This is a genomic window from Streptomyces sp. NPDC050842 (assembly GCF_044456565.1).
In the GTDB taxonomy this organism is placed as follows: domain Bacteria; phylum Actinomycetota; class Actinomycetes; order Streptomycetales; family Streptomycetaceae; genus Streptomyces.
In genome coordinates, this window is the sequence record NZ_JBITGA010000012.1 from 80,511 (window position 1) to 106,194 (window position 25,684).

Sequence of the window (25,684 nt, forward strand, 5' to 3'; positions counted from 1 at the left end):
AAGCAATGGTCTTCGGCAATACCTTATGGCTCCCGGCAGGCCGAAGGAGGAGCAATCCCGTGGCAGACCGCACACCCCCGCTCACCGTCGAGGAGCTGCGCGCCCTCGTCGCGAGCGGCGAGATCGACACCGTCGTCCTGGCCTTCCCCGACATGCAGGGACGGCTCCAGGGCAAGCGGTTCGCCGCACAGTTCTTCCTGGACGACGTCCTCGGCCACGGCACCGAGGGCTGCAACTATCTTCTGGCCGTCGACACCGAGATGAACACCGTCGAGGGCTACGAGATGTCCTCCTGGGACCGCGGCTACGGCGACTTCGCGATGCACCCCGACCTCGCCACCCTCCGCCGCGTCCCCTGGAACGAGGCCACCGCCATGGTGACGGCCGACCTCGCCTGGGCCGACGGCAGCCCGGTCGTCGCGGCCCCCCGCCAGATCCTCCGCCGCCAGCTGGAGCGCCTCGCCGAGCACGGCTTCACCGCCCACGTCGGCACCGAGCTCGAGTTCATCGTCTTCAACGACAGCTACGAGCAGGCCTGGGACGCGAACTACCGCGGCCTCACCCCCGCCAACCAGTACAACATCGACTACTCCGTCCTCGGTACCGGTCGCATCGAACCCCTCCTGCGCCGCATCCGCAACGAGATGACCGCCGCCGGACTCACCGTCGAGTCCGCCAAGGGCGAGTGCAACCCCGGCCAGCACGAGATCGCCTTCAAGTACGACGAGGCCCTCGTCACCTGCGACCGGCACGCCGTCTACAAGACGGGCGCCAAGGAGATCGCCTCCCAGGAGGGCTACTCGCTCACCTTCATGGCGAAGTACAACGAGCGCGAGGGCAACTCCTGCCACATCCATCTGTCCCTCCAGTCCATCGACGACGCGGGCACGAACGTGATGGCGGGGGACGACCCGCACGGCATGTCCGCGACCATGCGGCACTTCCTCGCCGGACAGCTCGCCGCCCTCCGCGACTTCTCCCTCCTCTACGCCCCCAACATCAACTCCTACAAGCGGTTCCAGCCCGGCTCCTTCGCCCCCACCGCCGTCGCCTGGGGCCACGACAACCGCACCTGCTCGCTCCGGGTCGTCGGCCACGGCCGCTCCACCCGCTTCGAGAACCGCCTCCCCGGCGGCGACGTCAACCCCTACCTCGCCGTCGCGGGCCTGGTCGCCGCCGGCCTGTACGGGATCGAGCAGAAGCTCGAACTCCCGGAGCCCTGCACCGGGAACGCCTACACCGGCGAGTACGCGCACGTCCCCACCACGCTGCGCGAGGCCGCCGAACTCTGGGACACCAGCGAGATCGCCAAGGCCGCCTTCGGCGCCGAGGTCGTCGCCCACTACCGCAACATGGCCCGCGTCGAACTCGACGCCTTCGACGCCGCGGTGACCGACTGGGAGCTGCGCCGCTCCTTCGAACGTCTGTGACCGGCCGGCCGGCTGACCGGCACTTGTGACAAGAGAGAGGAACGAGTTGCTCCAGGTACTGAACCCGGCGACGGAGGAGCTGGTCGCCACCGTCCCCGCCGCCACCCCGGCCGACGTCGACGCCGCCGTCGCACGAGCCACCGCCGCCCAGCGCGGCTGGGCCGCCGCCGCGCCCGCCGACCGCGCCCGGCTCCTCCGACGCTTCGCCGCCGTCGTCGACGCGCACACCGAGGAACTCGCCCGGCTGGAGGTCACCGAGGCCGGGCACACCCTCGGCAACGCCCGCTGGGAGGCCGGTAACGTCCGCGACCTGCTCGACTTCGCCGCCGGGGGAGTGGAGCGCCTCAACGGACGCCAGATCCCGGTGGCCGGCGGCCTCGACGTCACCCTCCTCGAACCCCTCGGGGTCGTCGGCGTCATCGCGCCCTGGAACTTCCCCATGCCGATCGCCGCCTGGGCCACCGCACCCGCCCTCGCCGCCGGCAACGCCGTCCTCCTCAAGCCCGCCGAGACCACCCCCCTCACCGCGCTCCGCCTCGCCGAGCTCGCCCTGGAGGCCGGCCTGCCCGAAGGCCTCTTCCAGGTCCTCCCCGGCACGGGACCCGTCGCGGGTAACGCCCTCGTCGAGCACCCCGGCATCGCGAAGATCGTCTTCACCGGCTCCACCAGGGTCGGAAAATCGATCATGGCCAAGTGCGCCGACCAGGTGAAGCGACTCACCCTCGAACTCGGCGGCAAGAGCCCCAACATCGTCTTCGCCGACGCGGACATCGAGGCGGCGGCCGCCGCGGCGCCGATGGCCTTCCTCGACAACAGCGGCCAGGACTGCTGCGCCCGCACCCGCATCCTCGTGCAGCGGAGCGCGTACGACCGCTTCCTGGAGCTCCTCACCCCCGCGATCGAGGAGATCGTCGTCGGCGACCCGCTCGACGAGCGCACGCAGATGGGCCCGCTCATCTCCCGCGCCCAGCTCGACCGCGTCCGCTCGTACGTCACCGAGGACCTCCAGGGGATCCGCGGCAAGGCCCCCGAAGGCCCCGGCTTCTGGTTCCCGCCGACCGTCCTCACCGGCGTACCCGAGGACGCGCCCTGCGCCGTCGAGGAGATCTTCGGCCCGGTCGCCGTCGTCCTGCCCTTCGACGACGAGGCCGACGCGATCCGGCTCGCCAACGCCACCGAGTACGGCCTCTCCGGCTCGATCTGGACCCGGGACGTCGGCCGCGCCCTGCGCGCCTCCCGCGCCGTCCGGGCCGGCAACCTCTCCGTCAACTCCCACTCCAGCGTCCGCTACTGGACCCCGTTCGGCGGCTACCGGCAGTCCGGCCTCGGCCGTGAACTGGGCCCCGACGCCCTGACCGCCTTCACCGAAACCAAGAACGTCTTCATCAGCACGGAGGCCTGAGCACCCATGACCAGCACCGAAACCGTGACATCCTCTGGGGGTTCCCCCCAGGCCCCCGCCATCTGCCGCCGCCTGGTCGGCCGTACCGCCGTCATCACCGGAGCCGGCAGCGGCATCGGACTCGCCACCGCCCGCCGGCTCGCCTCCGAGGGCGCGAACGTCGTCTGCGGCGACATCGACGAGGTGGCCGGCAAGGCCGCGGCCGAGGCCGTCGGCGGCACCTTCGTGAAGGTCGACGTCACCGACCCGGAGGAGGTCGAGGCGCTGTTCCGCACCGCCTTCGAGACCTACGGCTCCGTCGACATCGCCTTCAACAACGCCGGTATCTCGCCGCCCGACGACGACTCCATCCTGGAGACCGGCCTGGAGGCCTGGAAGCGCGTCCAGGACGTCAACCTCACCTCCGTCTTCCTGTGCTGCAAGGCCGCCCTCCCCTACATGCGCCGTCAGGGCAGGGGCTCCATCATCAACACCGCCTCCTTCGTCGCGATCATGGGCGCGGCCACCAGCCAGATCTCGTACACGGCGTCCAAGGGCGGTGTCCTCGCGATGTCCCGCGAGCTGGGCGTCCAGTTCGCCCGCGAGGGCATCCGGGTCAACGCCCTCTGCCCCGGACCGGTCAACACCCCCCTTCTCCGGGAGCTGTTCGCCAAGGACCCGGAGCGGGCCGCGCGCCGCCTCGTGCACATCCCGGTCGGGCGCTTCGCCGAGGCGGAGGAGATCGCCGCCGCCGTCGCGTTCCTCGCGAGCGACGACTCCTCCTTCGTCAACGCCAGCGACTTCCTCGTCGACGGCGGAATCTCGGGCGCGTACGTGACCCCGCTCTAGGCCCCACGCATCCCCCACACCCCCCACCCGGCAGCCGGGCGTCGCAAGGCGCCCGGCTGTTCCGCGTCCGGAACAGTCCCGACCTCAGTCCCGACCACAGTCCCGACAGGAGAGCGATCATGAACCACCGACTCCGTCTCCGCACGTCCGCGGCCGCCGCCGCGCTCGCCCTCGCGGCGACCGGCCTCGCCTCCGCCACCCAGGCCGAGGCGAAGCCCGCCGGATGCCCGACCCTGAAGGTCTCCGAAGGCTGGTACGGCGACAACAAGGCGCGCATCGACGCGCTGATCGCCGACCACTGCCGAGACAAGGGGAAGAAGCCCGTCGCGGTCTTCGACTGGGACAACACCGTCATCAAGAACGACGTCGGCGACGCCACCTTCTACTGGCTCCTGCGCAACGACCGCATACGCCCGCCCCGGAACGGCGACTGGTCCACCACCAGCCGCCACCTCACCCCCGAGGCCGCCGCCGCCCTCGGCGAGGCGTGTCCCACCGGCGTACGCACCCTCCCCACGGCCACCGACACCCGCTGCGCCGACGAGCTCCTCGCCGTGTACGGCGAAGGCACCACCACAGGGGGCGAGGGGGCTTTCGCGGGCTACGACCACCGCCGCATGGAACCCCAGTACGCCTGGCTGGCCCAGCTCCTGCGCGGCTGGACCACCCGCCAGGTCGAGTCCTTCGCCGCCGCGGCCCGCACCGAGAACCTCGCCGCGCCGCAGGGCGCCACCCAGCGGGTCGGCACGGCCCAGGTCACCGGCTGGGTTCGCTACTACGACCAGCAGCGCGACCTCATCCGTACGCTCAAGGCCGCGGGCTTCGACGTCTGGGTCGTCTCCGCCTCGCCCGAACCGGTCGTCGACGTCTGGGCGAAGGGCGTAGGGGTCGACCCCTCCCACACCCTCGGCATCCGCAACACCACCGAGCACGGCCGGCTCACCGCCCACCTCAAGGGCTGCGGCACCGTCCGGGACGGCAAGGACGAGATGATCACCTACATCGACGGCAAACGCTGCTGGATCAACCAGGAGATCCTCGGTGTGCGCGGCCCCGCCGCCGAGCGCGTCCAGCCGGCCTCACGGCGGCAGGTGTTCGCCGCCGGGGACTCCGACACGGACATCTCGTTCCTGCGGGACGCCACCGGCCTGCGGCTGGTCCTCAACCGCAACAAGAACGAAGTCATGTGCCGGGCGTACGAGAACGGCGACGGCCGCTGGCTCGTCAACCCCATGTTCATCGAGCCGAAGCGACAGAAGGCCGGCCCCTACCCCTGCGCCACGACGGGCTACACGGCGGGCGACGGCACGCCGGAACCGGTCCGCCGCCCGGACGGCACCGTGATCCCGGACCAGCGGGACACGGTCTTCTAGCGGCCTCTAGAGGAAGGTCCGCCCTTCCCCCCGGTAGGTCGGCACGGTGGCCGTGATCCGGTCACCCTCGACCAGCCGGAGGCTCTCGAACCGCTCGCACAGCTCGCCGGCCTTCGCGTGCCGGAACCACACCTTGTCGCCGATCCGCAGGTCGTCGGCCGGCGAGCCGAGCAGCGGGGTCTGGACCTCGCCCGGACCCTCCTGCGGGTCGTACCGCAGGCCCTCCGGCAGATACGGCACGGGCAGCCGGTCAGGGCCCGCCACCCCGGACGCCGGATAGCCGCCGCCCAGCACCGTCACCACGCCCACACCGGGGCGGCGGACGACGGGCTGCGCGAACAGCGCGGCCGGACGCCCGCTGAAGGACGTGTAGTTGTCGAAGAGGCGCGGCACGAAGAGCCCCGAACCGGCGGCGATCTCCGTCACCGCGTCCTCGGCGGCCGTGTGCTGCACGCTCCCGGTGCCGCCGCCGTTCACGAACTCCAGGTCCGGCGCCACCGCCCGTACCGCACGGACGACGGCCGCCCGGCGCTCCGCCAGCTCCCGGCGGGCCGCGGACTGCATCAGCCGGATCGCCCGCGAGCGCAGCGGCCGCCCCGCGACCGAGTCGCCGACGCCGGCGACGTGCCCCTCGTACGCCATGATCCCGACCAGCCGGAAGCCCGGGCGCCGCACCACGGAACGGGCCACCTCGGCCAGCTCGGCGGGGGTGCGCAGCGGCGAGCGCCGCGCCCCGATCCGTACCCGCCCGCCGAAGAGCTGGAGCGCCGTGTCCAGCTCCAGACAGACCCGGACCTCCTCCGCCCCGCCCGCGCGGGCGGCGTCGATCAGATCGAGCTGGGCCACGTCGTCGACCATCACCGTCACGGCGGCCGCGAGCTTCGGATCCCGCGCGAGCTCGGCGAAGCCGGCGCGGTCCGCCGACGGGTACGCGAGCAGCACGTCGTCGAACCCGGCACGCGCCAGCCACAGCGACTCGTCGAGCGTGAACGACATGATCCCGGCGAACCCGTCCCGCGCGAGCACCCGCTCCAGGAGCGCGCGGCAGCGCACGGACTTGCTCGCGACGCGGATCGGCTTGCCGGCGGCCCGGCGGACGAGATCCGCCGCGTTGTCGTCGAAGGCCTCCAGGTCGACGATCGCCACGGGCGCGTCGAGATGAGCGGTGGCACGGTCGTAACGGGCCCGGTCGGCGGCGCGGGGAGTCATGGCCCGAGCTTGCCAGACAGGTATACGGGTGGGTAGCCCCCGACCCCGGTCCGCCCGGTTCCTCCGCGGCGGGGAACAGCCCGTAGAGTGACGGGCATTGTCGACACGAGCAGGGGGACGGGGATGACTGCCGAACACCCACGTCCCACGTCCCGGATCACCGACGCCCTCCTCCCCACCCCACCCGCACCCCCGGCACCCGCGCCGCCCCCGGAGCGCTCCACACCGAGGCCCCCCGAGGCCCCCGCGCCCCTGGCACCGCCGACTGCCCGACCCGCCTCCGAGCACCCGAAGACGCCCGCCAACCCGCCGCGCTCGGCCGCTCCGGAGCCCCCGGTGCGCTCCACGCCGAGAACGGCCCCGGCGTCCGCGCCCCTCGCGCCGGCCACCGTCCGGCCCGCCTCCGAGCGCCCGACGGAGGCCGGTAACCCGCCGTCCCCGGCGCGCTCCACGCCGAGAACGGCCCCGGCCTCCGCGCCCCTCGCGCCGCCGGCCGTCCAGGGCGGCGCCGAGCGCGCCACCGCGGCGCCGGTCATCCCACCGCCCCTGCCCCCGGTGGCCCCGCCTCACCCCGCGTCAGCGGCCCCCGAGCCGCCCGCGGCCACGGGCACCCCGGTGCCCGCGTACCCGCCCGCCCCGCCCCACCCCGCGCCGGCCGCGGCCCTCAAGGCGCCCGCGCCCGCGGGTCCCCAGCCGACCGCTCCTCAGCACCCGGCTGCTCCCAAGGCACCCACGGCCACCGGCACCCCGGCCGCGCCTCCTCAGCGCCTGGCCGCCCCCGAGGCGCCCCGATCGGGCACCGCCGACGGCGCCCTGCGGCAGCCGCGCCCGGCGGGCCCGCCGATGTCGTCCGCCCCCGCCCGCCCCGAGTCCCCGCCCGCCGCCGCCCGCCCGGTGGCCCCTCCGGCCGTCCCGGCATCCGGGCCGTCCGCCCGGACCACCGTCCCGCACGCCGCTCCGGACACGTCCGAGGCACGGCGTGGCGCCGCGTCCCCGCGCCCCTCCGCCGGCTCCGCGCCGCTGACGTCCCGCCAGGCGCCCGCGCCCGCCCGCGCCTGGGCGTCGTCGGACGGGGCGGGCGGCCTGCCGGAGGTGGAGACCACCACCCGGCTGCGGCCGATCCGTGACACGCCGCGCACGGCTCACGCGACGCGACCCGCGCCCGCGCCCGTGACCGCGTACGGATACGGGCTCGCCGGCGCCCTGCCGCCCGAGGCCCCCGCCGAGACCACGACCCGGCTGCGCCCCGTACGCGAGCGCCGCACCGGGCGCGTGCTCGCGGTCACGGCCTGCGTCGTCCTCGGGGTCGGGCTCATCGGCGGGGCCCTCGCCGGGATATGGCTGGCCTCCGCCGACCCCGCGCACCCCGCCGAACCCGCCGGGTACACCGAGGCGAAGGACCTCTGGCACAACGCCCCCGTGGACACCCTCTTCCCCCGCACCCTCGCGGGCCCCGGCGCGGGCCCCGGTGCCGCCGCCCGCACGTGGACCCGGATCGTCGTCGCCCCGGACACGCCCTGCTCACCCGCCGTCCTGGCCAAGGGCCTGCTCGCCACCCTCACCCCGCTCGGCTGCGAGCGCGTCCTGCGCGCCACGTACACCGACGCCACCGCCAGCAGCGTGATCACCGTCGGCCTGGTCTTCACCCGCGCGGAGGCCGACGCCCAGCGCACCCTCGGCCAGGGCGGCCTCACCGCCCGCCTCGGCGCGGACGTCCCCCCGGCCCTCTCCGGCCCCTCCACCGTCGCGGCCCGCTTCGGCGCCCGGCAGCGCGCGAGCTGGTGGCTGAGTGCCCCCGCCGACCTCCCCGTCGTCGTCACCGCAGTCTCCGGCTTCGCCGACGGCCGGGCCGTCGACCGCCCGCAGCCCGCCGACCAGGCCATGGCCCGGGGCCGTACCGACGCCACCGCCCAGTCCGGCCTCGGCCACGAGGCCAAGGGCATCACCGCCCGCTTCGAAGCGCTGCTGCGCAAGGCCGTCGCCGCGACCGCCAAGGAGAAGGAGACCGCCCGGTGACCCGCCCGACCCGCCCCCGGGCGATGCCCTCCGCCAGGGCGATCGCTTCCACCCGGGCGGCCACGTCCACCCGGGCGGCCACGTCCACCCGGGCGACCGCCGTCGTCCTCCTCGCCGCCGCCTTCTCCGTGCTGCCCGCGACCACCGCCCCCGCCCACGCCGACACCATCCGGACCCGCCAGTGGGGCCTGGAGGCCATGCGCACCACCGAGGCCTGGCGCACCACCAAGGGCAAGGGCGTCAAGGTCGCCGTCCTCGACACGGGCGTCGACGCCGACCACCCGGACCTGGCGGGCTCCGTCCTCCCCGGCCGCGACCTCATCGGATTCGGCGCCTCCAAGGGCGACCGCGCCTGGGCCCGGCACGGCACCGCCATGGCCGGCATCATCGCCGGGCACGGCCACGGCCCCGGCGACGAGAGCGGCGTCCTCGGCGTCGCCCCCGATGTCGAGATCCTTCCCGTCCGGGTCATCCTGGAAAGCGGCGACAAGGCCCGCGACAAGGCCCGCAAGACCCGCGGCACCGCCCTCGCCGAGGGCATCCGCTGGGCCGCCGACCACGGCGCCGACGTCATCAACCTCTCCCTCGGCGACGACTCCAAGTCCGCCCACCCCGACGCGGGCGAGGACGCCGCCGTCCAGTACGCCCTCGCCAAGGGCGTCTCCGTCGTCGCCTCCGCCGGCAACGGCGGCGAGAAGGGCGACCACATCTCGTACCCCGCCGCCTACCCCGGCGTCATCGCCGTCACCGCCGTCGACCGCTACGGCACCCACGCCTCGTTCTCCACCCGCCGCTGGTACGCCACGGTCAGCGCCCCCGGCCTCGAGATCGTCATCGCCGACCCCGACCGCCGCTACTACGAGGGCTGGGGCACCAGCGCCGCCGCCGCGTTCGTCTCCGGCGCCGTCGCCCTCGTCAGGTCCGCCCACCCCGACCTCACCCCGGCCCAGATCAAACAACTGCTCATCGACACCGCCCGCAACCGCCCCAAGGGCGGCCGCAGCGACGCCAAGGGGTACGGGACGGTCGACCCGGCCGCCGCCATCAAGGCAGGGGCCGCGCGCAAGGGCGGCGACCCCAAGAACGCCACCACCGGCTACCGGCGGCAGTACTTCGGCCCCGGCCCGACCCCCGCCGTCGAGGAGAGCCGCCCCGTCGGCCTGCTCGCCCCCGCCGCCGGCGGACTCGGTGCCCTGCTGCTCCTGACCGCCGTCGCCCTCGGGCGCACGAGGCGCACCCGCTGACGACCCGGCGGACAGAACCGCGCCGATAGCCCGTTAGGCTCGGTGCGTGGCGCTCAAGAACATTCCGGACCCCGGTTTCTCCGACGACGACGGCACCGCCGACCCGCGGCTCGCCGCGGCCCTCGCGGCCTGGGCGGAGGACAGGACCGCCCACGGCCCCGTCCTCGAAGCGCTCAAGGGCGCCCGGCTGCTCGTCCCCGTGGTCGCTCTCCTCGGCGAGGTCGAGACCGACGAGAACGGCCTGCGCCGCGAGAAGACCAGCGACATGGCGGTCCCCACCCTCACCGCGGGCGACCGCCGGGCCCTGCCCGCCTTCACCTCGATCGCCTCGCTCGCCCTGTGGGACCCGGAGGCCCGGCCCGTGGCCGTCCCGCTCCACCAGGCGCTCCAAGCGGCCGCGCACGAGAAGGCCGACACCGTCGTCCTGGACCTCGCGGGCCCCGTCCCGTACCAGCTCACGGGACCGGCGCTGCTCGCCCTCGCCGAGGGCCGCTCCAGCGCCGACCCGCTCGCCGACCCGGCCGTACGGGAGGCCGTACGGGCCGCCGTCGCCGCCGAGCCCGCGGTCCTCCGCGCCCACCTGGGCCCCGGCAGCGCCGACGGCACCCTGGCCCTGGTCCTCGCCGAGGACGCCTCTCCGGCGGAGGCCGCCCAGCGCGTCGCCCGCGCCCTCGCGGCCGACGAAACACTGAGGGCCCGCCTGGTGCGGGGCCTCGACCTGGCACTGCTGCCGGCCTCGGCCACGCCTCCCGGCGAGCCCTTCTACGTCAAGCGGTAGTAACGGAGAGACGTCCTAGCCGTACACCGGACCGGTGTACTTCTCGCCGGGACCCTGGCCCGGCTCGTCCGGGATCAGGGACGCCTCGCGGAAGGCGAGCTGAAGGGACTTCAGGCCGTCCCGCAGGGGAGCGGCGTGGAAGGAGGAGACCTCCGTCGCGCCGGCGTCCAGCAGGCCCGCGAGCGCGTGCACCAGCTTGCGGGCCTCGTCGAGGTCCTTGTACTTGTCGCCCTCCTCGGTGAGCCCGAGCTTCACCGCGGCGGCGCTCATCAGGTTGACGGCGACCGTCACGATCACCTCGACGGCCGGGACCTCCGCGATGTCGCGGGTCATGGCGTCGAAGTCGGGGTTTTCGGGGGAGTCCGCGGACTCGTTCTGGGGGGTCTCGCTCATGCCTCATACGATAGGCCGGTCCTCGGTTAGCGGAGACCGCCGGGTCCTGCTAACCTTGTGTAACGACCGGCCGGACACCTATGTGCCCGGCCCACAAGTGGAGGCTCCGTACTCCCACCTGACCACCCTCGCGGGTGGCGGGTCACCGGTCAGGTGGTCCCCATCGTTCCGTACGGACGATGGAACCGCCCGATTTTGCGCCCCGCGGTTGACCGCGGCGGTGCTCCGGTATTTCCGTGGAGCCCCGCCTGTGTCCCGTCCGGGGCGTTTTTTGTGCGCCGGCTCGGTTGGTCTCAGAACAGACGTTGCGCGTCCGTCCGCCAGGCGGTCGCGTGGTGCTACCGAGGAGGATCCATCAGCGCCGAGCCCCGCATCAACGACAGGATTCGCGTTCCCGAGGTGCGACTTGTCGGACCCAGCGGCGAGCAGGTCGGGATTGTTCCGCTTGCCAAGGCCCTGGAGCTCGCACAGGAGTACGACCTCGATCTGGTCGAGGTCGCGGCGACCGCCCGTCCGCCCGTGTGCAAGCTCATGGACTACGGGAAGTTCAAGTACGAGTCGGCCATGAAGGCCCGTGAGGCGCGCAAGAACCAGGCGCACACGGTCATCAAGGAGATGAAGCTCCGGCCGAAGATCGACCCGCACGACTACGACACCAAGAAGGGTCACGTCGTCCGGTTCCTCAAGCAGGGCGACAAGGTCAAGATCACGATCATGTTCCGTGGTCGTGAGCAGTCCCGCCCCGAGCTTGGTTTCCGGCTGCTTCAGCGGCTGGCGTCGGACGTCGAGGAGCTTGGCTTCATCGAGTCCAACCCGAAGCAGGACGGCCGGAACATGATCATGGTTCTCGGCCCGCACAAGAAGAAGACCGAGGCCATGGCCGAGGCGCGTGAGGCCCAGGCCGCACGCAAGGCCGAGCGCCAGGGCGTCGCCGCCGACGAGGCGTCCGACGCTCCGGTCGAGGAGGCTCAGGTCGAGGAGACCGAGGCCACCGAGGCTCCGGTCGCCGAGGCCGAGGCCGACGCTCCGGTCGAGAACCCCGAGGCGTGACCCGACGGGCTGCCATCCAGGCAGCCCCGGGCTCCGCCCGGAACCACCAAACTAAGAATTGACGCTCCCGGCAGTCCGGTCTCCACACCGGGGGAGCGCCACTGACGAGGAGATACGGCGCGATGCCGAAGAACAAGACGCACTCCGGTGCCAAGAAGCGCTTCAAGGTCACCGGCACCGGCAAGATCATGCGCGAGCGCGCCGGCAAGCGCCACCTGCTCGAGCACAAGTCGTCCAAGCTGACGCGTCGCCTCACCGGCAACGCCGAGATGGCCCCGGGTGACGCCGCCAAGATCAAGAAGATGCTGGGCATCTGATCTGATCTCCCGCCCTCGGCGACGGGGGCATCCGGCTCAGACCGGGATCCATTCGTTTTTCGGGTCGTGTGAGGACCACCACGACCCCGCTACAAGGAGTTAACAAGTGGCACGCGTCAAGCGGGCAGTCAACGCCCACAAGAAGCGCCGGGCAATCCTCGAGGCGGCCTCCGGCTACCGCGGTCAGCGTTCGCGCCTGTACCGCAAGGCCAAGGAGCAGGTCACCCACTCGCTGGTCTACAACTACAACGACCGCAAGAAGCGCAAGGGCGACTTCCGCCGTCTGTGGATCCAGCGCATCAACGCCGCTGCCCGTCAGAACGGCATGACGTACAACCGCCTCATCCAGGGTCTGAACGCCGCCAACATCGAGGTGGACCGCAAGATCCTCGCCGAGCTGGCCGTCAACGACATCAACGCGTTCGCCGCGCTGGTCGAGGTCGCGCAGAAGGCTCTGCCGGCCGACGTCAACGCCCCGAAGGCCGCCGCCTGATCTGCCAGGCCGCAGTACCTCTGCCCGGACCCGCAGGCGCGTGCGCCTGCGGGTCCGGGTGCGTCGGCCCCCGAAGTCGCCGTCCCCCTCGAAGAGAGAACCGCCGCACCTCATGGTCACCCCCGAGCTGATCTCCCCGCGTTCCCCGCGCGTCGTCGCCGCCCGGCGGCTCGCCAAGCGCACCTTCCGGGGCAAGGACCGCCTCTTCATCGCCGAGGGCCCGCAGGCCGTCCGTGAGGCCGTCGACCACCGCGGGGCGAGCGGGGAGCCCACCCTCGTCGAGCTCTTCACCACCGTCGAGGCCGCCGAGCGGTACGCCCCGATCATCGAGGCCGCGCTCGCTTCCGGAGCCCGCGTCCACCACGCCTCCGACGCCGTCCTCGCCGAGGTGTCCCAGACCGTCACCCCGCAGGGGATCGTCGGCGTCTGCCGCTTCCTGGACTCGCCCTTCGAGGAGATCGTCGCCGCCCGGCCCAAGCTGGTCGCCGTCCTCGCGCACGTCCGCGACCCCGGGAACGCCGGCACCGTACTGCGCTGCGCCGACGCCGCGGGAGCCGACGCCGTCGTCCTCACCGACGCCTCCGTCGACCTGTACAACCCCAAGTCCGTCCGCGCCTCCGTCGGCTCCCTCTTCCACCTGCCGGTCGCCGTCGGCGTCCCCGTGGAGCAGGCCGTCGCCGGGCTCAAGAGCGCCGGCGTACGGATCCTCGCCGCCGACGGAGCGGGCCAGGACGACCTCGACGCCGAACTCGACGCCGGCACCATGGGCGGGCCCACCGCCTGGATCTTCGGCAACGAGGCCTGGGGCCTGCCCGAGGAGACCAGGGCCCTCGCCGACGCCGTCGTCCGCGTCCCCATCCACGGCAAGGCCGAGAGCCTCAACCTCGCCACGGCGGCCGCCGTCTGCCTGTACGCCTCCGCCCGCGCCCAGCGCCCCCGAACCTCCGCCTGAAGGGTCCATTCCGGCGCCCCCGCCCAGTAGAGTGACCCTTTCGGGGGCCCACTGCGCTACACGGAGGGGTGGGATACGGGGATGACGGTCGGCACGGACAGTCCCGCACAGGCACGGAGCGCCGCACCGCACGCCCCGGAAGAGCCGGGAGGCCCCGGGACACCCGCGGACGCGACGGTCTCCACCGCCGACACCACCACCGCCTTCGCGGGGGTCGACCCCGACGACCTGCCCGACGGTCTCGTCATCGCCGACGAGAGCGGCCGGGTCGTCTGCTTCAACGCCGCCGCCGGCCGCATCACCGCCGTACCCGCCGACCGGGCCCTCGGCCTCCCCCTCGACCAGGCCCTCCCCCTGGAGGACCTCAAGGGGCGCCGCTGGTGGACCCTGACCGACCCGTACGGCGGACTCGCCACCCGCCGCGGCCAGCCCGAGCGCAATCTGCTGCTCCCCGGCGGCCGCGAGGTCCTCGTCTCCGCCCGGTACGTCCGCGAGTACCCCACAGGCCCCGTCCGCCGCGTCGTGGTGTCCCTGCGCGGCACCGACGCCCGCCGCCGCACCGAGCGCAGCCACGCCGAGCTCATCGCCACCGTCGCCCACGAGCTGCGCTCCCCGCTCACCTCCGTCAAGGGCTTCACCGCGACCCTCCTCGACAAGTGGGAGCGGTTCACCGACGAGCAGAAGCGGCTGATGCTGGAGACCGTCGACGCCGACGCGGGCCGCATCAAGCGCCTCATCGCCGAGCTCCTCGACATCTCCCGGATCGACTCCGGCCGCCTTGAGGTACGCCGCCAGCCCGTCGACCTCGCCGCCGCCATCGGCCGCCACATCCAGGTCCACACCACCGGCGGCCAGTCCCCGGACCGCTTCTTCGTACGGATCAGACCGCAGCTGCCCCCGCTCTGGGCCGACCCCGACAAGATCGACCAGATCCTCGGCAACCTCCTGGAAAACGCGGTGCGCCACGGCGACGGAACCGTCACCATCGAGGTGGCACCCGGTACGGCGGGCGACGACGGAGAAGAGGGGACGGAGGTCACCGTGAGCGACGAGGGCCCCGGCATCCCCGAAGCGTCGATGAGCCGCGTCTTCACCCGCTTCTGGCGGGGCAGCAAACGCGGCGGCACCGGCCTCGGCCTCTACATCGTCAAGGGCATCGTCGAGGCCCACGGCGGCACCATCACCGTCGGACGGGGCCCCCGCGGCGGGGCCGAGTTCCGATTTACCCTGCCCGTCGGCACCCCGGCCCATCTCATCTGACGAGATCCGACCAGTTTCGGACAAGATCCAGACGAGATCAGAGGCCGCCCGGCCTGCCCACGGGCTCATCACCGTCCGAGCGCCCCGTTAGACTCGACCTTTGGCACGTTTGCGCCCTTGTCGTCGAGCGGGGCCGCGCCCAGCCAGCCAAACGGAAGCACGGGAAGAGATGTCGGCACCGAATAAGTCGTACGACCCGGTCGAGGTCGAGGCCTTGAAACCGGAAGAGATCGAGCGCATGCGGGACGAGGCGCTCGCCGCCTTCGCGGCCGCCGGCGACCTCGACGCGCTCGCGCACGCGAAGACCGCGCACACCGGCGGCACCTCGCCGCTGGCGCTCGCCAATCGCGAGATCGGCGCCCTGCCCCCGCAGGCCAAGGCCGCCGCCGGAAAGGTCGTGGGCCAGGCCCGCGGCGCGGTCTCCAAGGCGCTCGCCGCCCGCCAGACCGAGCTGGAGGCCGAGCGGGACGCCCGCGTCCTCGTCGAGGAGGCCGTCGACGTCACCCTGCCGTACGACCGTGTCCCGGCCGGCGCCCGGCACCCGCTGACGACGCTCATGGAGCGCGTCGCGGACGTCTTCGTCTCCATGGGGTACGAGGTCGCCGAGGGCCCCGAGGTCGAGGCGGAGTGGTTCAACTTCGACGCCCTCAACTTCGTCCCGGACCACCCGGCGCGCCAGATGCAGGACACGTTCTTCATCCAGGGCCCCGAGGGGACCACGGGTGACGAGTCCGGCGTCGTGCTGCGCACGCACACCTCGCCGGTCCAGGCCCGCACGCTCCTCGACCGGGAGCCCCCGGTCTACGTGGTGTGCCCCGGCCGCGTCTACCGCACCGACGAGCTCGACGCCACGCACACCCCGGTCTTCCACCAGATCGAGCTGCTCGCCGTCGACGAGGGCCTGACCATGGCCGACCTCAAGGGCACCCTGGACCACATGGTCCAGGCGCTCTTCGGCCCGGACATGAAGACCCGGCTCCGCCCGAACTTCTTCCCCTTCACCGAGCCGTCCGCCGAGATGGACATGCTCTGCTACGTCTGCCGCGGTGAGTCCGTCGGCAACCCGGACCGTCCCTGCCGCACCTGCGGCAGCGAGGGCTGGATCGAGCTCGGCGGCTGCGGCATGGTCAACCCGAAGGTGCTCGTCGCCTGCGGTGTGGACCCCGAGAAGTACAGCGGATTCGCCTTCGGGTTCGGCATCGAGCGGATGCTGATGTTCCGCCACAACGTCGACGACATGCGAGACATGGTCGAGGGTGACGTCCGGTTCACCCGACCGTTCGGGATGGAGATCTGATGCGGGTCCCGCTTTCTTGGCTGCGGGAGTACGTCGACCTGCCGGCGACGGAGACCGGCCGAGACGTCCAGGCCAAACTCATTTCGGCAGGCCTCGAGGTCGAGACCGTCGAGCAGCTCGGCACCGGCCTGACCGGCCCGCTGGTGGTCGCCAAGGTCCTCACCATCGAGGAGCTGACGGAGTTCAAGAAGCCCATCCGCTTCTGCACCGTCGACGTCGGCCAGGCGAACGGAACGGGCGAGCCCCAGGAGATCATCTGCGGCGCCCGGAACTTCGCCGTCGGCGACAAGGTCGTCGTGGCCCTGCCCGGCGCCGTCCTCCCCGGTGACTTCCGGATCGCCGAGCGCAAGACGTACGGCCGGGTGTCCCGCGGCATGATCTGCTCCGGCGACGAGCTGGGCATGGGCGACGACGGTACGCACGGCATCATCGTGCTCCCGCCGGAGTACGAGATCGGCATCGACGCCACGGTCCTCCTGGAGCTGTACGACGAGGTCCTCGACATCGCCGTCACCCCCGACCGCGGCTACTGCCTCTCCCTGCGCGGCATCGCCCGCGAGCTCGCCATCGCGTACGGCCTGCCGCTGCGCGACCCGGCACTCCTCGACGTGCCCGCGCCGAACGCGTACGGCTACCCGGTCCAGGTCTCCGACCCGATCGGCTGCGACCGCTTCACCGCGCGCACCGTCGTCGGTCTCGCGCCCGAGGCGCGCTCCCCGATCTGGCTGCAGCGCCGTCTGCAGAAGGCCGGCATGCGCCCGATCTCGCTGGCCGTGGACGTCACGAACTACGTGATGCTGGAACTCGGCCAGCCGCTGCACGCCTACGACCGGAGCCGTCTCGACGGCCCCATCGGGGTGCGCCGCGCCGAGGCCGGCGAGAAGATCACCACCCTCGACGGCACCGTCCGCGTCCTGGACGCGGCGGACCTGGTCATCACCGACAACCGCGGTCCGATCGGCATCGCCGGCGTCATGGGCGGCGCGAACACGGAGATCGCCGACCCGGTGACCGACCCGGAGACCGGCTTCGTCACCGGCACCTCCGAGGTCGTCATCGAGGCCGCGCACTTCGACGCGATCTCGATCGCGCGCACCGCCCGCCGCCACAAGCTGTCCTCCGAGGCGTCCAAGCGCTTCGAGCGTGGCGTCGACCCGCAGGCCGCCGCCGCTGCCGCGCAGCGCACCGTCGACCTGCTCGTGCTGCTCGCGGGCGGCACGGCCGAGGCCGGCGTCACCGAGATCAGCGCCCCGTCCGCGCCGCGCACGATCACCATGCCGGCGAACCACCCGGACAAGGTCGCGGGCGTCGACTACGGCCGCGAGACCGTCGTCCGCCGCCTCCAGGAGGTCGGCTGCGACGTCTACGGCCAGGACGAGATCGTCGTCACCGTGCCGTCGTGGCGCCCCGACCTCAGCGAGCCGAACGACCTCGCCGAAGAGGTCATCCGTCTGGAGGGCTACGAGAACCTGCCCTCCACGCTGCCGAAGCCCCCGGCCGGCCGCGGGCTCACCGAGCGCCAGCGCACCCACCGCCGTGTGGGCCGCGCCCTGGCCGGCGCCGGCTACGTCGAGGCGCTCAACTACCCGTTCATCGGCGAGCAGGCCCTCGACAACCTCGGTCTCGACGCGGACGACGCCCGTCGCCGGCTCGTGACCCTGGTCAACCCGCTCTCGGACGAGGAGCCCGCGCTCCGTACGACGCTGCTCCCGGGCCTGCTCGGCGCGCTCCGTCGCAACGACAGCCGCGGCAGCCACGACCTGGCGCTCTTCGAGACCGGCCTCGTCTTCCGGCCCGAGGGACAGCCCGGCGTCGCCGTCCGGCTGCCCGTCGACCGCCGTCCCACCGACGAGGAGGTCGCCGTCGTCAACGCCGCGCTGCCCGCGCAGCCGCGTCGCGCCGCCGTCGTCCTCGCCGGTGCGCGCGAGCAGGCCGGCTGGTGGGGCAAGGGCCGTCCGTCCGACTGGGCGGACGCGATCGAGGCCGGCCGGACCGTGGCCGCCGAGGCCGGGGCCGAGCTGATCATCAGCGCCGACCAGCACGCCCCGTGGCACCCGGGCCGCTGCGCCGCGTTCCACGCCGAGATCGACGGCGAGAAGGTCCTCGTCGGCCACGCCGGCGAGCTCCACCCGCGCGTCGTCAAGGCCTTCGGCCTTCCGGCCCGCAGCTGCGCGATGGAGATCGACCTGGACCTCCTGGAGAAGGCGAACGAGGGCCCGCTCAAGGCCCCCCGGATCTCCTCCTTCCCGGTCGCCACCCAGGACGTCGCCCTGGTCGTCGCCACCGAGGTCCCGGCCGCCGAGGTCGAGACCGCGCTCCGCGAGGGCGCGGGTGAGCTCCTCGAGTCCATCCGCCTCTTCGACGTCTACACCGGCGACCAGCTGGACGAGGGCACCAAGTCCCTGGCGTACGCACTGAAGTTCCGCGCCACGGACCGCACCCTCACGGTCGACGAGGCCACCGCTGCCCGCGACGCGGCGGTCGCCTTGGCGTCCGAGCGCACGGGCGCCGCCCTACGCGGCGCCTGAGCGCCGTAGCGGAGCACGGAAGAGGAGGGCCGCCCCCGGGGATTCCCGGGGGCGGCCCTCCGCCGTTGTCCGACCGCCGGGGGCACCTAGCACTCCAGCCGTAGATCGTGATCTTCATGCCTGAGTGGCTTGTCGACGGTAGTGGCCGGCCTGGGATCGGGCCTGGTGGCGGCGCCGCCAGTCGGACCGACCGAGCCGGTGGGCGGCATCGCGGACGGGTCGGACGACGGTGGCCCGTGGCCCCGGCCCCTGCGGAGAGCTTCTGCCAGGCCCGCTTGGGCACCTTCTTGGTCAGGGTGTCCGCACGGAACCTCCCCGCCCCGGTGGCGACTTCGTGTGAGCAGGCCACCGCGAGGACGTAGCCGGCGCCGCGTTCCTCCAGTGCGGTTCGCAGCTTGGCGTTGCTGCCGTAGACCTCGTCGCCGGCGCCCCATGCGGCCTGGTCCGACAGCAGTCCGAGCACTGACTTCCGGACCCCGGAACCGGGGTTCGACCCGTGGGAACCGTCCCGCTATCCGGCTCATCAGGCCCTCGAACGCCTCCTGCCAGCGGGCAGGGTCTACGCTGTGACCTGCGGCCACCGCGTGATCGTTTGTCTTCACACACCGGTGATCAACGGGTGGCCGCACCCGTCTCCACAGCGCGTCGGGGTCGCGCAGCGTCCGCCCGCCGTTCCTGTGTCAGGAGGACATGTGCAACGTGGCGAAGTCTGGTGGGTGGAGTTCGACGAACGGCGGCCGGTCGTGCTGCTGTCGGGAGACGACGCGTCCGGGATCCGGGTGATGCAGGTCGTCGCTCGGGCGGGTGTCGACATCACCGGTCTGGGCGTCGAAGTGGCAGTAGGCGCCGGGGAAGGACTGCCCTTTGAAGGCGTGCTTCGGTTCGCGTTGCCGCGTCCGGGCTTTACCCCTTGCACGTGGCTGACCACCGTGTTCCGGGACGACCTGATCGAGCGAGCGGGCGTTCTGTCCTCCGCGAAACTCAGCGAGATTGAGAACGCCCTCCGTCTCGGTGGACTCGGGTAGGCGGAGAAGCAACGGACGCCCGCGACAGCGCGGTCGGTCTCGTCCAAATGATCGACGCTGCCAGCTGCCTCCTCGGCGCCCCTCACGATCGAGATCACGAACTACGGCTGGAGTACTAGCGCGGCGGCTTCGCGCAGTAGTGGAAGTAGTAGTAGAAGGCCCGCCCGTCCGTCGAGGTGAACTGGCCGCCCTCCAGGAATTCCGCCACCTCGAAGGCCTTCTTATGGATGCCGGCGGCGTACGTGTACCAGCTGATGGCCCGGTTCAGGAATTGGGGGTACCACTTCTCGGTCAGGACCGACCGGGCCTGTCCCTCGATCGCCTCCTGTGTGTTCTTCAGGTGGTCGTGGCTCTCGAGGGGTACGTTGAGCCGCTCCTTCTGGTCGTTCGTGAGCCGGGTCCACACCTCGCCGCACGCCACGTCCTCGATGACCCCTCTCGCCACCTTCCTCATGTCGCTCCGCAGCGCGGTCTGCGTCTCGAGAGTGGTGTCCCTGAGCGGGACGAGGGCGGCGTCGGCCACCGCGGCGGCGTCGTCGTCCAGTGTCCACCACACGTCGATCGCGGCCAGTCGCTCCGCCAGCCGCTGCCCTCGGGCGATGGCGGCCGCGACCTGTTCCGGTGGGTCGGCGGGGACTGCCGACAGGAGTTCGTCCAGTCTCGACTTCTGCTCGGCCAGCTCGCTCAGCGTGGCCGTCTGCCCGGGGCGGTACGTGTCCGCGAGTTGCGTGCCCCGGCTGAGGACCCTCTCGAAACTCCTGAGCCACACAGGGTTCGGCGGGGGCGGGGGAACGGCGGCGGCGCCCAGGGTGAGCGCGCAGAGAAGAGCTGCCACGAGAGCGGCGATGATGCGGAGTGAGCGGAACACGAGGCCTCCCTCAGAACGGCCCCCACGCGCACCGGTTCGCTCTAGGGGGTGAGCGGACCGACCACGGTGTGTCCGGAGCGGGACTCGCACGCCCGGAGAATTCCGCCGCACGTGAGGTCGTCCGCCGTGCTGGACGTCCAACGCTGCTCTCCCAGAACACGACCGGGTGTGCTCGTCGGGCTCCAGGCGAAACTGAACGTGATGCGGTACGTGCCCTCGCTCGTGGGCGGTTGGATCCAGACCATGGGCAGGGGGATCTCGTGCTCGCCGGGGAGGATCTGAGCTTCGAACATCTCGTGGGCGACATTGACCCATTGAGAGCCGTTCCACCGCTGGAGGTCATAGGCGGCCACGACGTTCTGCGCGTCCGCGGCCGGAACGGCGGCAGAGCGGAACACCCGGGGCACGGTGCCGGCGTGGAACGTGAGTCGCTGATCCTGCGCGGTGGTGCCGACGTCGGACACCTGGACCTGGGGCAGTACCACCTGACCGGGTTGCCCGGTCGTCGCACCGGGGGCATAGGCCGAGGCCGGAGCCGCGGTGCCCAGCGATCCGAACACGAACGCGGCGGTGAGCGCGACCGAGGTGGCCAGCACACGGGGGGAGTTGAGGAACTTCATCTGAGTGGCCTCACATGTGACGATCACGGGGCCTCTTCAAGACTTCTTCCTTCAGGTTATGCCCGCGCTCCTCATCTCGCTCGCTCGGCAGTTCAGCGACCCTCGGGTCGTACGCCGGAGCGCTATTCGGCCGCGCGTGCGCGTGGCGGAGGCCTGGCGAAAGGCAGCGCGCCGGGGGTGCTCACTCCTTCGGGTGAGATCGCCGAGGGGTGTTCCCCCGTGGCCCGTACGGTCGGCAGAATCGACGCGGCCGCAGGGGCGGACCTGTGGGCCGCAGGGCCTTCGGGCGCTGTCGGGGCTCGGGAAGGGCCGTGCATGATCCGTTCCAGGTCGTTGCTCTCCGCTGGCTCCCGGCTCCGCCGGCTGGCCCCGCTCGCTCTTCCCACCGCCTGGGGCGCGGTGGCCGTGGTGTGGAAGTTCGGCTGTCCGCTGGCCCGGCAGCCGGGGCTGCCCATGCGGATCGCCACCAGCGTCGTCTTCCTGACGGTCGGCACCGGGCTCGTTCTCGGTGTGCGAAGGGGGCTCGCCCGCGAGCTGGCCCGGGTCCGGGCCGTCGCCGACGCCACGCAGCAGGTGCTGTTGCGGCCGCCGCCCGCCCGGCTCGACGGACTGGCGCTCGCCGCGGGGCAGTTGTCGGCCTCGTGGGGCGCCTCCGTCGGCGGGGACCTGTACGAGGCGGTGGCCACCCCGTACGGCGTGCGGATCGTCGTCGGGGACGTGCGGGGGCACGGGCTCGCCGCGCTCGGCGCCGTGGTGGCCGTGCTGGGGAGTTTTCGCGAGGCCGCCCATGACGAGGCCGAACTGGGCGGGGTCCTGCGGCGGTTGGAGCGGGCCCTCGAACGGCATCTGCGGGAGCGGGCGCGCGACGAGCACCCGGCGCGGAGCGGGGTGGAGCCGGGGCATCCGGCGGCCGAGGAGTTCGTGACCCTGCTGCTTCTGGAGGTCGCGGCCGACGGGCGGCTTTCGGTGCTCAACTGCGGTCACCCCGGCCCGTACCGCATCGGACGGAGGGTGGAGCGGCTGCCGCTCGGCGATCCGCTTCCGCCGCTCGGCGTCCTTCCGCTGCCCGCCGTGCTCGCGCCGTACGCCGGCTCCCGGCTGCTTCCCGGCGAGACGCTGGTCCTGTACACCGACGGGGCGGAGGAGGCCCGTGATCACCGCGGCCGGTTCTTCGCCCTCGACGACGCCCTGGCCAGGATGGCCGGTGAGGCGCCCGCGATGCTGGTCCGCCGGGTCCACGCGGCAGTCCTCGACCACACGGGCGGCCGGCTCGCCGACGACATCGCGCTCCTCGTCGTCCGCAACGACCGTGTCCGGGTGCCGGCGCAGCCCGCCGAACCCGGGCTGCGCCGCCCCCGGCCCGCCCCCTCCTCCCACTGTTGAGCGGAGGGGCCGGCGCCGGCGTCGCCCGCCCCGCCACGGAGTGTCGGGCAGATCAGCGGGGCGGGCGACGCGGACCGGGCGGCCGCACTGTAAGAGGGGGGAGCCGGCGGCCCGGTCGTCGCCTTGCGGCGAGAAGCACAGTCAAGCGGTGCGGGGCCGGGCCGGGCAGAGTACGCGGACCGGAAGAACGGGTACTTCGTTCACACCCCGTGCGAAATCACCCGTCGGGATTCGGCCACGGGCCGCGTCCGACACCCCTAGGCTGAGTTCACCGAGCGACCGGAGGGGGCATGCAGCCCAACACCCTGCTCGACGCCCTGCTCGACGAAGCGGGCGTCTCCCACGCCGGGCTCGCCGCCCGCGTGAACCGGGCCGGCCGGGCCAGGGGGATTCCCCTGCGCTACGAACACACCGCCGTGGCCCGCTGGTTGAAGGGCCAGCGGCCGCGCGGCCAGGTGCCCGACCTGATCTGCGAGGTGCTCGCCGCCCGGCTGCACCGGCAGGTGACCCTGGACGACATCGGCCTCGGCGTGCCGGGCGGACCGCCGCCCGCCTTCGGCACGCCGCTCTCCGGCTTCGTCGAGCGCGCGGCGGCCCTGTGGCGCTCCGACGAGCAGCAGCGCCCGCACATAGTCGGTGCGCAGGCCGTGACGGGCACCCCCGCGGTGATGCCGGTGTGGGAGTGGGAGAACCCGCCGGAGGACGTGGACGTCTCCCGTGACGGCCGGGGGACGACGGTGTCCGCGGCCGACATCGCCGTACTGAGCGCCGCCCGGTCCCACTACGAGCAGATGTACCGCAAGGCGGGGGGCATCGCGACCCGCGCCCGCATCGTCGGCTTCCTCACCACCGAGACCGCGCCGCTGCTCCGCGGCGCGTACAGCGACGCGCTCGGCAGGAGGCTGCACCGGGCCACCGGCGGCCTGGTGGCGGTGGCCGGAATCTGCGCCTACGACGCGGACGCGCACGGTCTCGCCCAGCGCTACTTCCATCAGGCGCTGCGGCTCGCGAAGGCCAGTGGCGACCGGGGCCTCGGCGCCTATGTCATCGCGCTCCTGGTCAACCAGTCGCTGTTCATGGGGGAGTACCGGCAGGCGGTGGCGTTCGCGGAGGCGGCGCTGCGGGCCGCCGGGCGCCAGATCACCCCGGCGCTCGCCGCCGATCTGACGGCGATGCAGGCGAAGGCGTACGCGCATCTGGGCGACGGGGCGGCCGCGCTGGCCTGCATCCGGCGGGCGGAGGCGGAGGCGGAGCGGATCAGTCCGGGCGCGGAACCGGCGGAGACGGGGTACGTCCAGCCGGGGTTCGTCAACGTGCAGGTGGCGGAGGCCCTGCTCAGTCTGGGTGATCTCCCCGCGGCCCACGAGCACGCCTCGGCGGCGGTCCGGACTCCCTCGCACGACCGGGGGCGGGTGCACCGGCTGGCCATGCTGTGCCAGATCGAGCTGCGGCGGGGCGAGGTCGACGGGGCGGCGCGCACGGCGATGGAGATGACCGAGCGGGCCCGGGGGATGGAGTCGCGGCGGCTGCGGGACCGCCTGCGGCAGGTGCGGGAGCATCTCCTCGCGAGCGGTGGAGTGGACGCCCGGGAGGCGGCGGATCTCATCGACGGGGCTCTGCGCGTTCCCCTGTAGCCCCGTAGGCCTCCAACTGCTGCGATATTGCCACCAAACAAGCACCGACCAGTCGGAAGGTGGCAAGAACGTGCAGTGGACGAAACTGAGCGAACGCTCTGTCTATGAGAATCGCTGGTTCCAGGTGAACCTCGCGGACGTCGAACTCCCGGACGGCCGCCACCTCGACCACTATCTGATCCGGCTCCGCCCGGTCGCCGTCGCGACCGCCGTCAACGAGGCCGACGAAGTCCTGATGCTCTGGCGCCACCGCTTCATCACCGACAGCTGGGGCTGGGAACTGGCTGCCGGTGTCGTCGAGGACGGGGAGGACGTCGAGACCGCCGCCGCGCGCGAGATGGAGGAGGAGACCGGCTGGCGGCCGGGGCCGCTGCGCCATCTCCTCACCGTCGAGCCGTCGAACGGTCTCACCGACGCCCGCCATCACCTCTACTGGGCGGAACAGGCCACGTACACCGGTCCGCCCGAGGACGCGTTCGAGTCCTCACGGCGGGCCTGGATCCCGCTCAAACAGGTCCCCGACATGATCGCCCGCGGTGAGATCCCGGCCGCCAACATGGCCGCCGGGCTGCTCATGCTCCACCACCTGCGTCTCGGCTGAGACACGGGGATATGCCGGACGGCCCGTACCTGTGCGTGAGTACGGGCCGTCCGGTGTTCAGGGGAGGTCAGGAGTACGGGTAGAAGCCCGAGCCCGTCTTCCGGCCGAGCCGGCCCGCGTCCACCATGCGCTGGAGCAGCGGGGGAGCGGCGTACAGCGGCTCCTTGAACTCGGCGTACATCGAGTCGGCGATCGAGGCGATCGTGTCCAGACCGATGAGGTCGGAGAGCTTCAGCGGGCCCATCGGGTGGGCGCAGCCGTACTCCATGCCGTTGTCGATGTCGTCGCGGCTCGCGATGCCCGACTCGAACATCCGGATCGCGGAGAGCAGGTACGGCACGAGCAGCGCGTTGACGACGAAGCCGGAGCGGTCCTGCGCGCGGATCGCGTGCTTGCCGAGGGTCTTCTCCGCGAAGGCCTGGGCCCGGCTGATCGTGCCCTCGGAGGTGGTGAGGGCCGGGATCAGCTCGACGAGCTTCTGCACCGGGGCCGGGTTGAAGAAGTGGATGCCGATGACCTGGTCGGGGCGGGAGGTCGCCACGGCCAGCTTGACGAGCGGGATGGAGGAGGTGTTCGAGGCCAGGATGGCGTCGGGCCGGGTCATCACCTGGTCGAGCACCTGGAAGATCTCGGTCTTGACCTGCTCGTTCTCCACGACCGCCTCGATCACGAGGTCGCGGTCGGCGAACTCGCCCAGGTCCGTGGTGAAGCTGAGGCGGGCGAGCGTCGCGTCCCGCTCCTCCTCGCTGATCTTGCCGCGTTCGGCGGCCTTCGCCAGCGAGTTGTAGAGCCGCGTGCGGCCGAATTCCAGCGCCTCGCCGGTGGTCTCGGCGACCTTCACCTCAAGGCCGCTCCGGGCACACACCTCCGCGATGCCCGCGCCCATCTGGCCGCAACCCACCACTCCGACGCGCTCAATGTCGGCCATGGAGTCCGTCACCTCGTGCCTTTCGCTCTTCTCTGGCGGCGGGCCCCGTGTGATT

General features: G+C 72.6%; 23 protein-coding genes and 1 pseudogene. 18 read left to right on the forward strand and 6 right to left on the reverse strand.

Annotated elements, in window-relative coordinates; genetic code table 11:
- Window positions 1-59 precede the first annotated feature (59 nt).
- The 4 genes from ACIBG6_RS33125 to ACIBG6_RS33140 all read left to right on the forward strand — a co-directional run bounded on the left by ACIBG6_RS33125 (window position 60) and on the right by ACIBG6_RS33140 (window position 5,033).
- A complete protein-coding gene (locus tag ACIBG6_RS33125) occupies window positions 60-1,430 on the forward strand; it encodes a glutamine synthetase family protein (RefSeq protein WP_399226420.1) in 1,371 nt (456 codons plus the stop codon).
- A gap of 46 nt (window positions 1,431-1,476) precedes the next feature.
- Entirely contained in the window at window positions 1,477-2,832 is a 1,356-nt protein-coding gene (locus ACIBG6_RS33130; RefSeq protein WP_399226421.1) for an aldehyde dehydrogenase family protein, read from the forward strand.
- Window positions 2,833-2,838: 6 nt separating this feature from the next.
- Window positions 2,839-3,660, forward strand: a complete 822-nt coding sequence (locus ACIBG6_RS33135) for a 3-oxoacyl-ACP reductase (RefSeq protein ID WP_399226422.1) — start codon at window positions 2,839-2,841, stop codon at window positions 3,658-3,660.
- A gap of 119 nt (window positions 3,661-3,779) precedes the next feature.
- The gene (locus tag ACIBG6_RS33140; RefSeq protein WP_399226423.1) at window positions 3,780-5,033 is read left to right on the forward strand and encodes an HAD family hydrolase; all 1,254 of its coding nucleotides are present in this window, start codon (window positions 3,780-3,782) and stop codon (window positions 5,031-5,033) included.
- Between the two features lie 6 nt (window positions 5,034-5,039).
- On the opposite strand, the gene ACIBG6_RS33145 is transcribed toward ACIBG6_RS33140, so the two are convergent.
- A complete protein-coding gene (locus ACIBG6_RS33145; RefSeq protein WP_399226424.1) occupies window positions 5,040-6,242 on the reverse strand; it encodes an amino acid deaminase/aldolase in 1,203 nt (400 codons plus the stop codon).
- A 123-nt stretch (window positions 6,243-6,365) separates the two neighbouring features.
- On the opposite strand from ACIBG6_RS33145, the gene ACIBG6_RS33150 reads away from it, so the two are divergent.
- Genes ACIBG6_RS33150 through ACIBG6_RS33160 form a run of 3 tightly spaced genes read left to right on the forward strand, consistent with a single transcriptional unit; the run spans window position 6,366 to window position 10,280 of the window.
- Window positions 6,366-8,258 carry a hypothetical protein gene (locus ACIBG6_RS33150; RefSeq protein ID WP_399226425.1) on the forward strand — a complete coding sequence of 631 codons (1,893 nt, stop codon included), beginning with the start codon at window positions 6,366-6,368 and terminating at the stop codon, window positions 8,256-8,258.
- Window positions 8,255-9,502: a type VII secretion-associated serine protease mycosin gene (gene mycP, locus ACIBG6_RS33155; protein WP_399226426.1), complete on the forward strand. Its 1,248-nt coding sequence runs from the start codon at window positions 8,255-8,257 to the stop codon at window positions 9,500-9,502. The genes ACIBG6_RS33150 and mycP overlap by 4 nt, the downstream gene beginning before the upstream one ends.
- Before the next feature lie 46 nt (window positions 9,503-9,548).
- Window positions 9,549-10,280, forward strand: coding sequence for an SseB family protein (locus tag ACIBG6_RS33160; protein WP_399226427.1), 732 nt, complete (start codon window positions 9,549-9,551; stop codon window positions 10,278-10,280).
- 15 nt (window positions 10,281-10,295) lie between these two features.
- Here the strand turns inward: ACIBG6_RS33160 and ACIBG6_RS33165 are convergent, their stop codons facing one another.
- Window positions 10,296-10,673 (reverse strand): DUF1844 domain-containing protein, encoded by a 378-nt coding sequence (locus ACIBG6_RS33165; protein ID WP_055644482.1) that lies wholly within the window; start codon window positions 10,671-10,673, stop codon window positions 10,296-10,298.
- Window positions 10,674-11,027: 354 nt separating this feature from the next.
- Here ACIBG6_RS33165 and infC point away from each other — a divergent pair, with 354 nt between their 5' ends.
- From infC to pheT, 7 genes are all read left to right on the forward strand, one after another.
- Complete coding sequence (gene infC / locus ACIBG6_RS33170; protein ID WP_399226609.1) at window positions 11,028-11,723, forward strand: translation initiation factor IF-3; 696 nt, start codon at window positions 11,028-11,030, stop codon at window positions 11,721-11,723.
- A 122-nt stretch (window positions 11,724-11,845) separates the two neighbouring features.
- Entirely contained in the window at window positions 11,846-12,040 is a 195-nt protein-coding gene (rpmI, locus tag ACIBG6_RS33175; protein ID WP_024760685.1) for a 50S ribosomal protein L35, read from the forward strand.
- Window positions 12,041-12,146: 106 nt separating this feature from the next.
- Complete coding sequence (gene rplT / locus ACIBG6_RS33180; protein ID WP_024760684.1) at window positions 12,147-12,533, forward strand: 50S ribosomal protein L20; 387 nt, start codon at window positions 12,147-12,149, stop codon at window positions 12,531-12,533.
- 112 nt (window positions 12,534-12,645) lie between these two features.
- Window positions 12,646-13,485 carry a TrmH family RNA methyltransferase gene (locus tag ACIBG6_RS33185; protein ID WP_399226428.1) on the forward strand — a complete coding sequence of 280 codons (840 nt, stop codon included), beginning with the start codon at window positions 12,646-12,648 and terminating at the stop codon, window positions 13,483-13,485.
- 81 nt (window positions 13,486-13,566) lie between these two features.
- On the forward strand, window positions 13,567-14,745 hold the full coding sequence (locus ACIBG6_RS33190) for an ATP-binding protein (protein WP_399226429.1): 1,179 nt from the start codon (window positions 13,567-13,569) through the stop codon (window positions 14,743-14,745).
- Window positions 14,746-14,914: 169 nt separating this feature from the next.
- A complete protein-coding gene (gene pheS / locus ACIBG6_RS33195; protein WP_317593859.1) occupies window positions 14,915-16,042 on the forward strand; it encodes a phenylalanine--tRNA ligase subunit alpha in 1,128 nt (375 codons plus the stop codon).
- Window positions 16,042-18,570, forward strand: a complete 2,529-nt coding sequence (gene pheT / locus ACIBG6_RS33200) for a phenylalanine--tRNA ligase subunit beta (RefSeq protein ID WP_399226430.1) — start codon at window positions 16,042-16,044, stop codon at window positions 18,568-18,570. Before pheS ends, pheT begins: the two co-directional genes overlap by 1 nt.
- Window positions 18,571-18,796: 226 nt before the next feature.
- Here the strand turns inward: pheT and ACIBG6_RS33205 are convergent.
- A pseudogene (locus ACIBG6_RS33205) lies at window positions 18,797-19,012 on the reverse strand (IS701 family transposase); the annotation flags it as partial.
- Between the two features lie 250 nt (window positions 19,013-19,262).
- Between ACIBG6_RS33205 and ACIBG6_RS33210 the strand changes: the two are divergent.
- Window positions 19,263-19,595 carry a type II toxin-antitoxin system PemK/MazF family toxin gene (locus ACIBG6_RS33210; RefSeq protein ID WP_399226431.1) on the forward strand — a complete coding sequence of 111 codons (333 nt, stop codon included), beginning with the start codon at window positions 19,263-19,265 and terminating at the stop codon, window positions 19,593-19,595.
- Between the two features lie 115 nt (window positions 19,596-19,710).
- Here ACIBG6_RS33210 and ACIBG6_RS33215 read toward each other — a convergent pair whose 3' ends face one another.
- Together ACIBG6_RS33215 and ACIBG6_RS33220 are read right to left on the reverse strand one after the other, a co-directional pair.
- Complete coding sequence (locus tag ACIBG6_RS33215; RefSeq protein WP_399226432.1) at window positions 19,711-20,463, reverse strand: hypothetical protein; 753 nt, start codon at window positions 20,461-20,463, stop codon at window positions 19,711-19,713.
- 41 nt (window positions 20,464-20,504) lie between these two features.
- Window positions 20,505-21,059, reverse strand: coding sequence for a hypothetical protein (locus tag ACIBG6_RS33220; RefSeq protein WP_399226433.1), 555 nt, complete (start codon window positions 21,057-21,059; stop codon window positions 20,505-20,507).
- A 339-nt stretch (window positions 21,060-21,398) separates the two neighbouring features.
- Between ACIBG6_RS33220 and ACIBG6_RS33225 the strand changes: the two genes are divergently transcribed.
- The 3 genes from ACIBG6_RS33225 (at window position 21,399) to ACIBG6_RS33235 (ending at window position 24,701) form a co-directional block, all read left to right on the forward strand.
- Window positions 21,399-22,466 carry a PP2C family protein-serine/threonine phosphatase gene (locus tag ACIBG6_RS33225; protein WP_399226434.1) on the forward strand — a complete coding sequence of 356 codons (1,068 nt, stop codon included), beginning with the start codon at window positions 21,399-21,401 and terminating at the stop codon, window positions 22,464-22,466.
- Between the two features lie 290 nt (window positions 22,467-22,756).
- On the forward strand, window positions 22,757-24,100 hold the full coding sequence (locus ACIBG6_RS33230; protein WP_399226435.1) for a transcriptional regulator: 1,344 nt from the start codon (window positions 22,757-22,759) through the stop codon (window positions 24,098-24,100).
- A 70-nt stretch (window positions 24,101-24,170) separates the two neighbouring features.
- Window positions 24,171-24,701 carry an NUDIX hydrolase gene (locus ACIBG6_RS33235; RefSeq protein WP_399226436.1) on the forward strand — a complete coding sequence of 177 codons (531 nt, stop codon included), beginning with the start codon at window positions 24,171-24,173 and terminating at the stop codon, window positions 24,699-24,701.
- Between the two features lie 67 nt (window positions 24,702-24,768).
- On the opposite strand, the gene ACIBG6_RS33240 is transcribed toward ACIBG6_RS33235, so the two are convergent.
- Window positions 24,769-25,629: a 3-hydroxybutyryl-CoA dehydrogenase gene (locus ACIBG6_RS33240; RefSeq protein ID WP_399226437.1), complete on the reverse strand. Its 861-nt coding sequence runs from the start codon at window positions 25,627-25,629 to the stop codon at window positions 24,769-24,771.
- Between the last annotated feature and the right edge of the window lie 55 nt (window positions 25,630-25,684).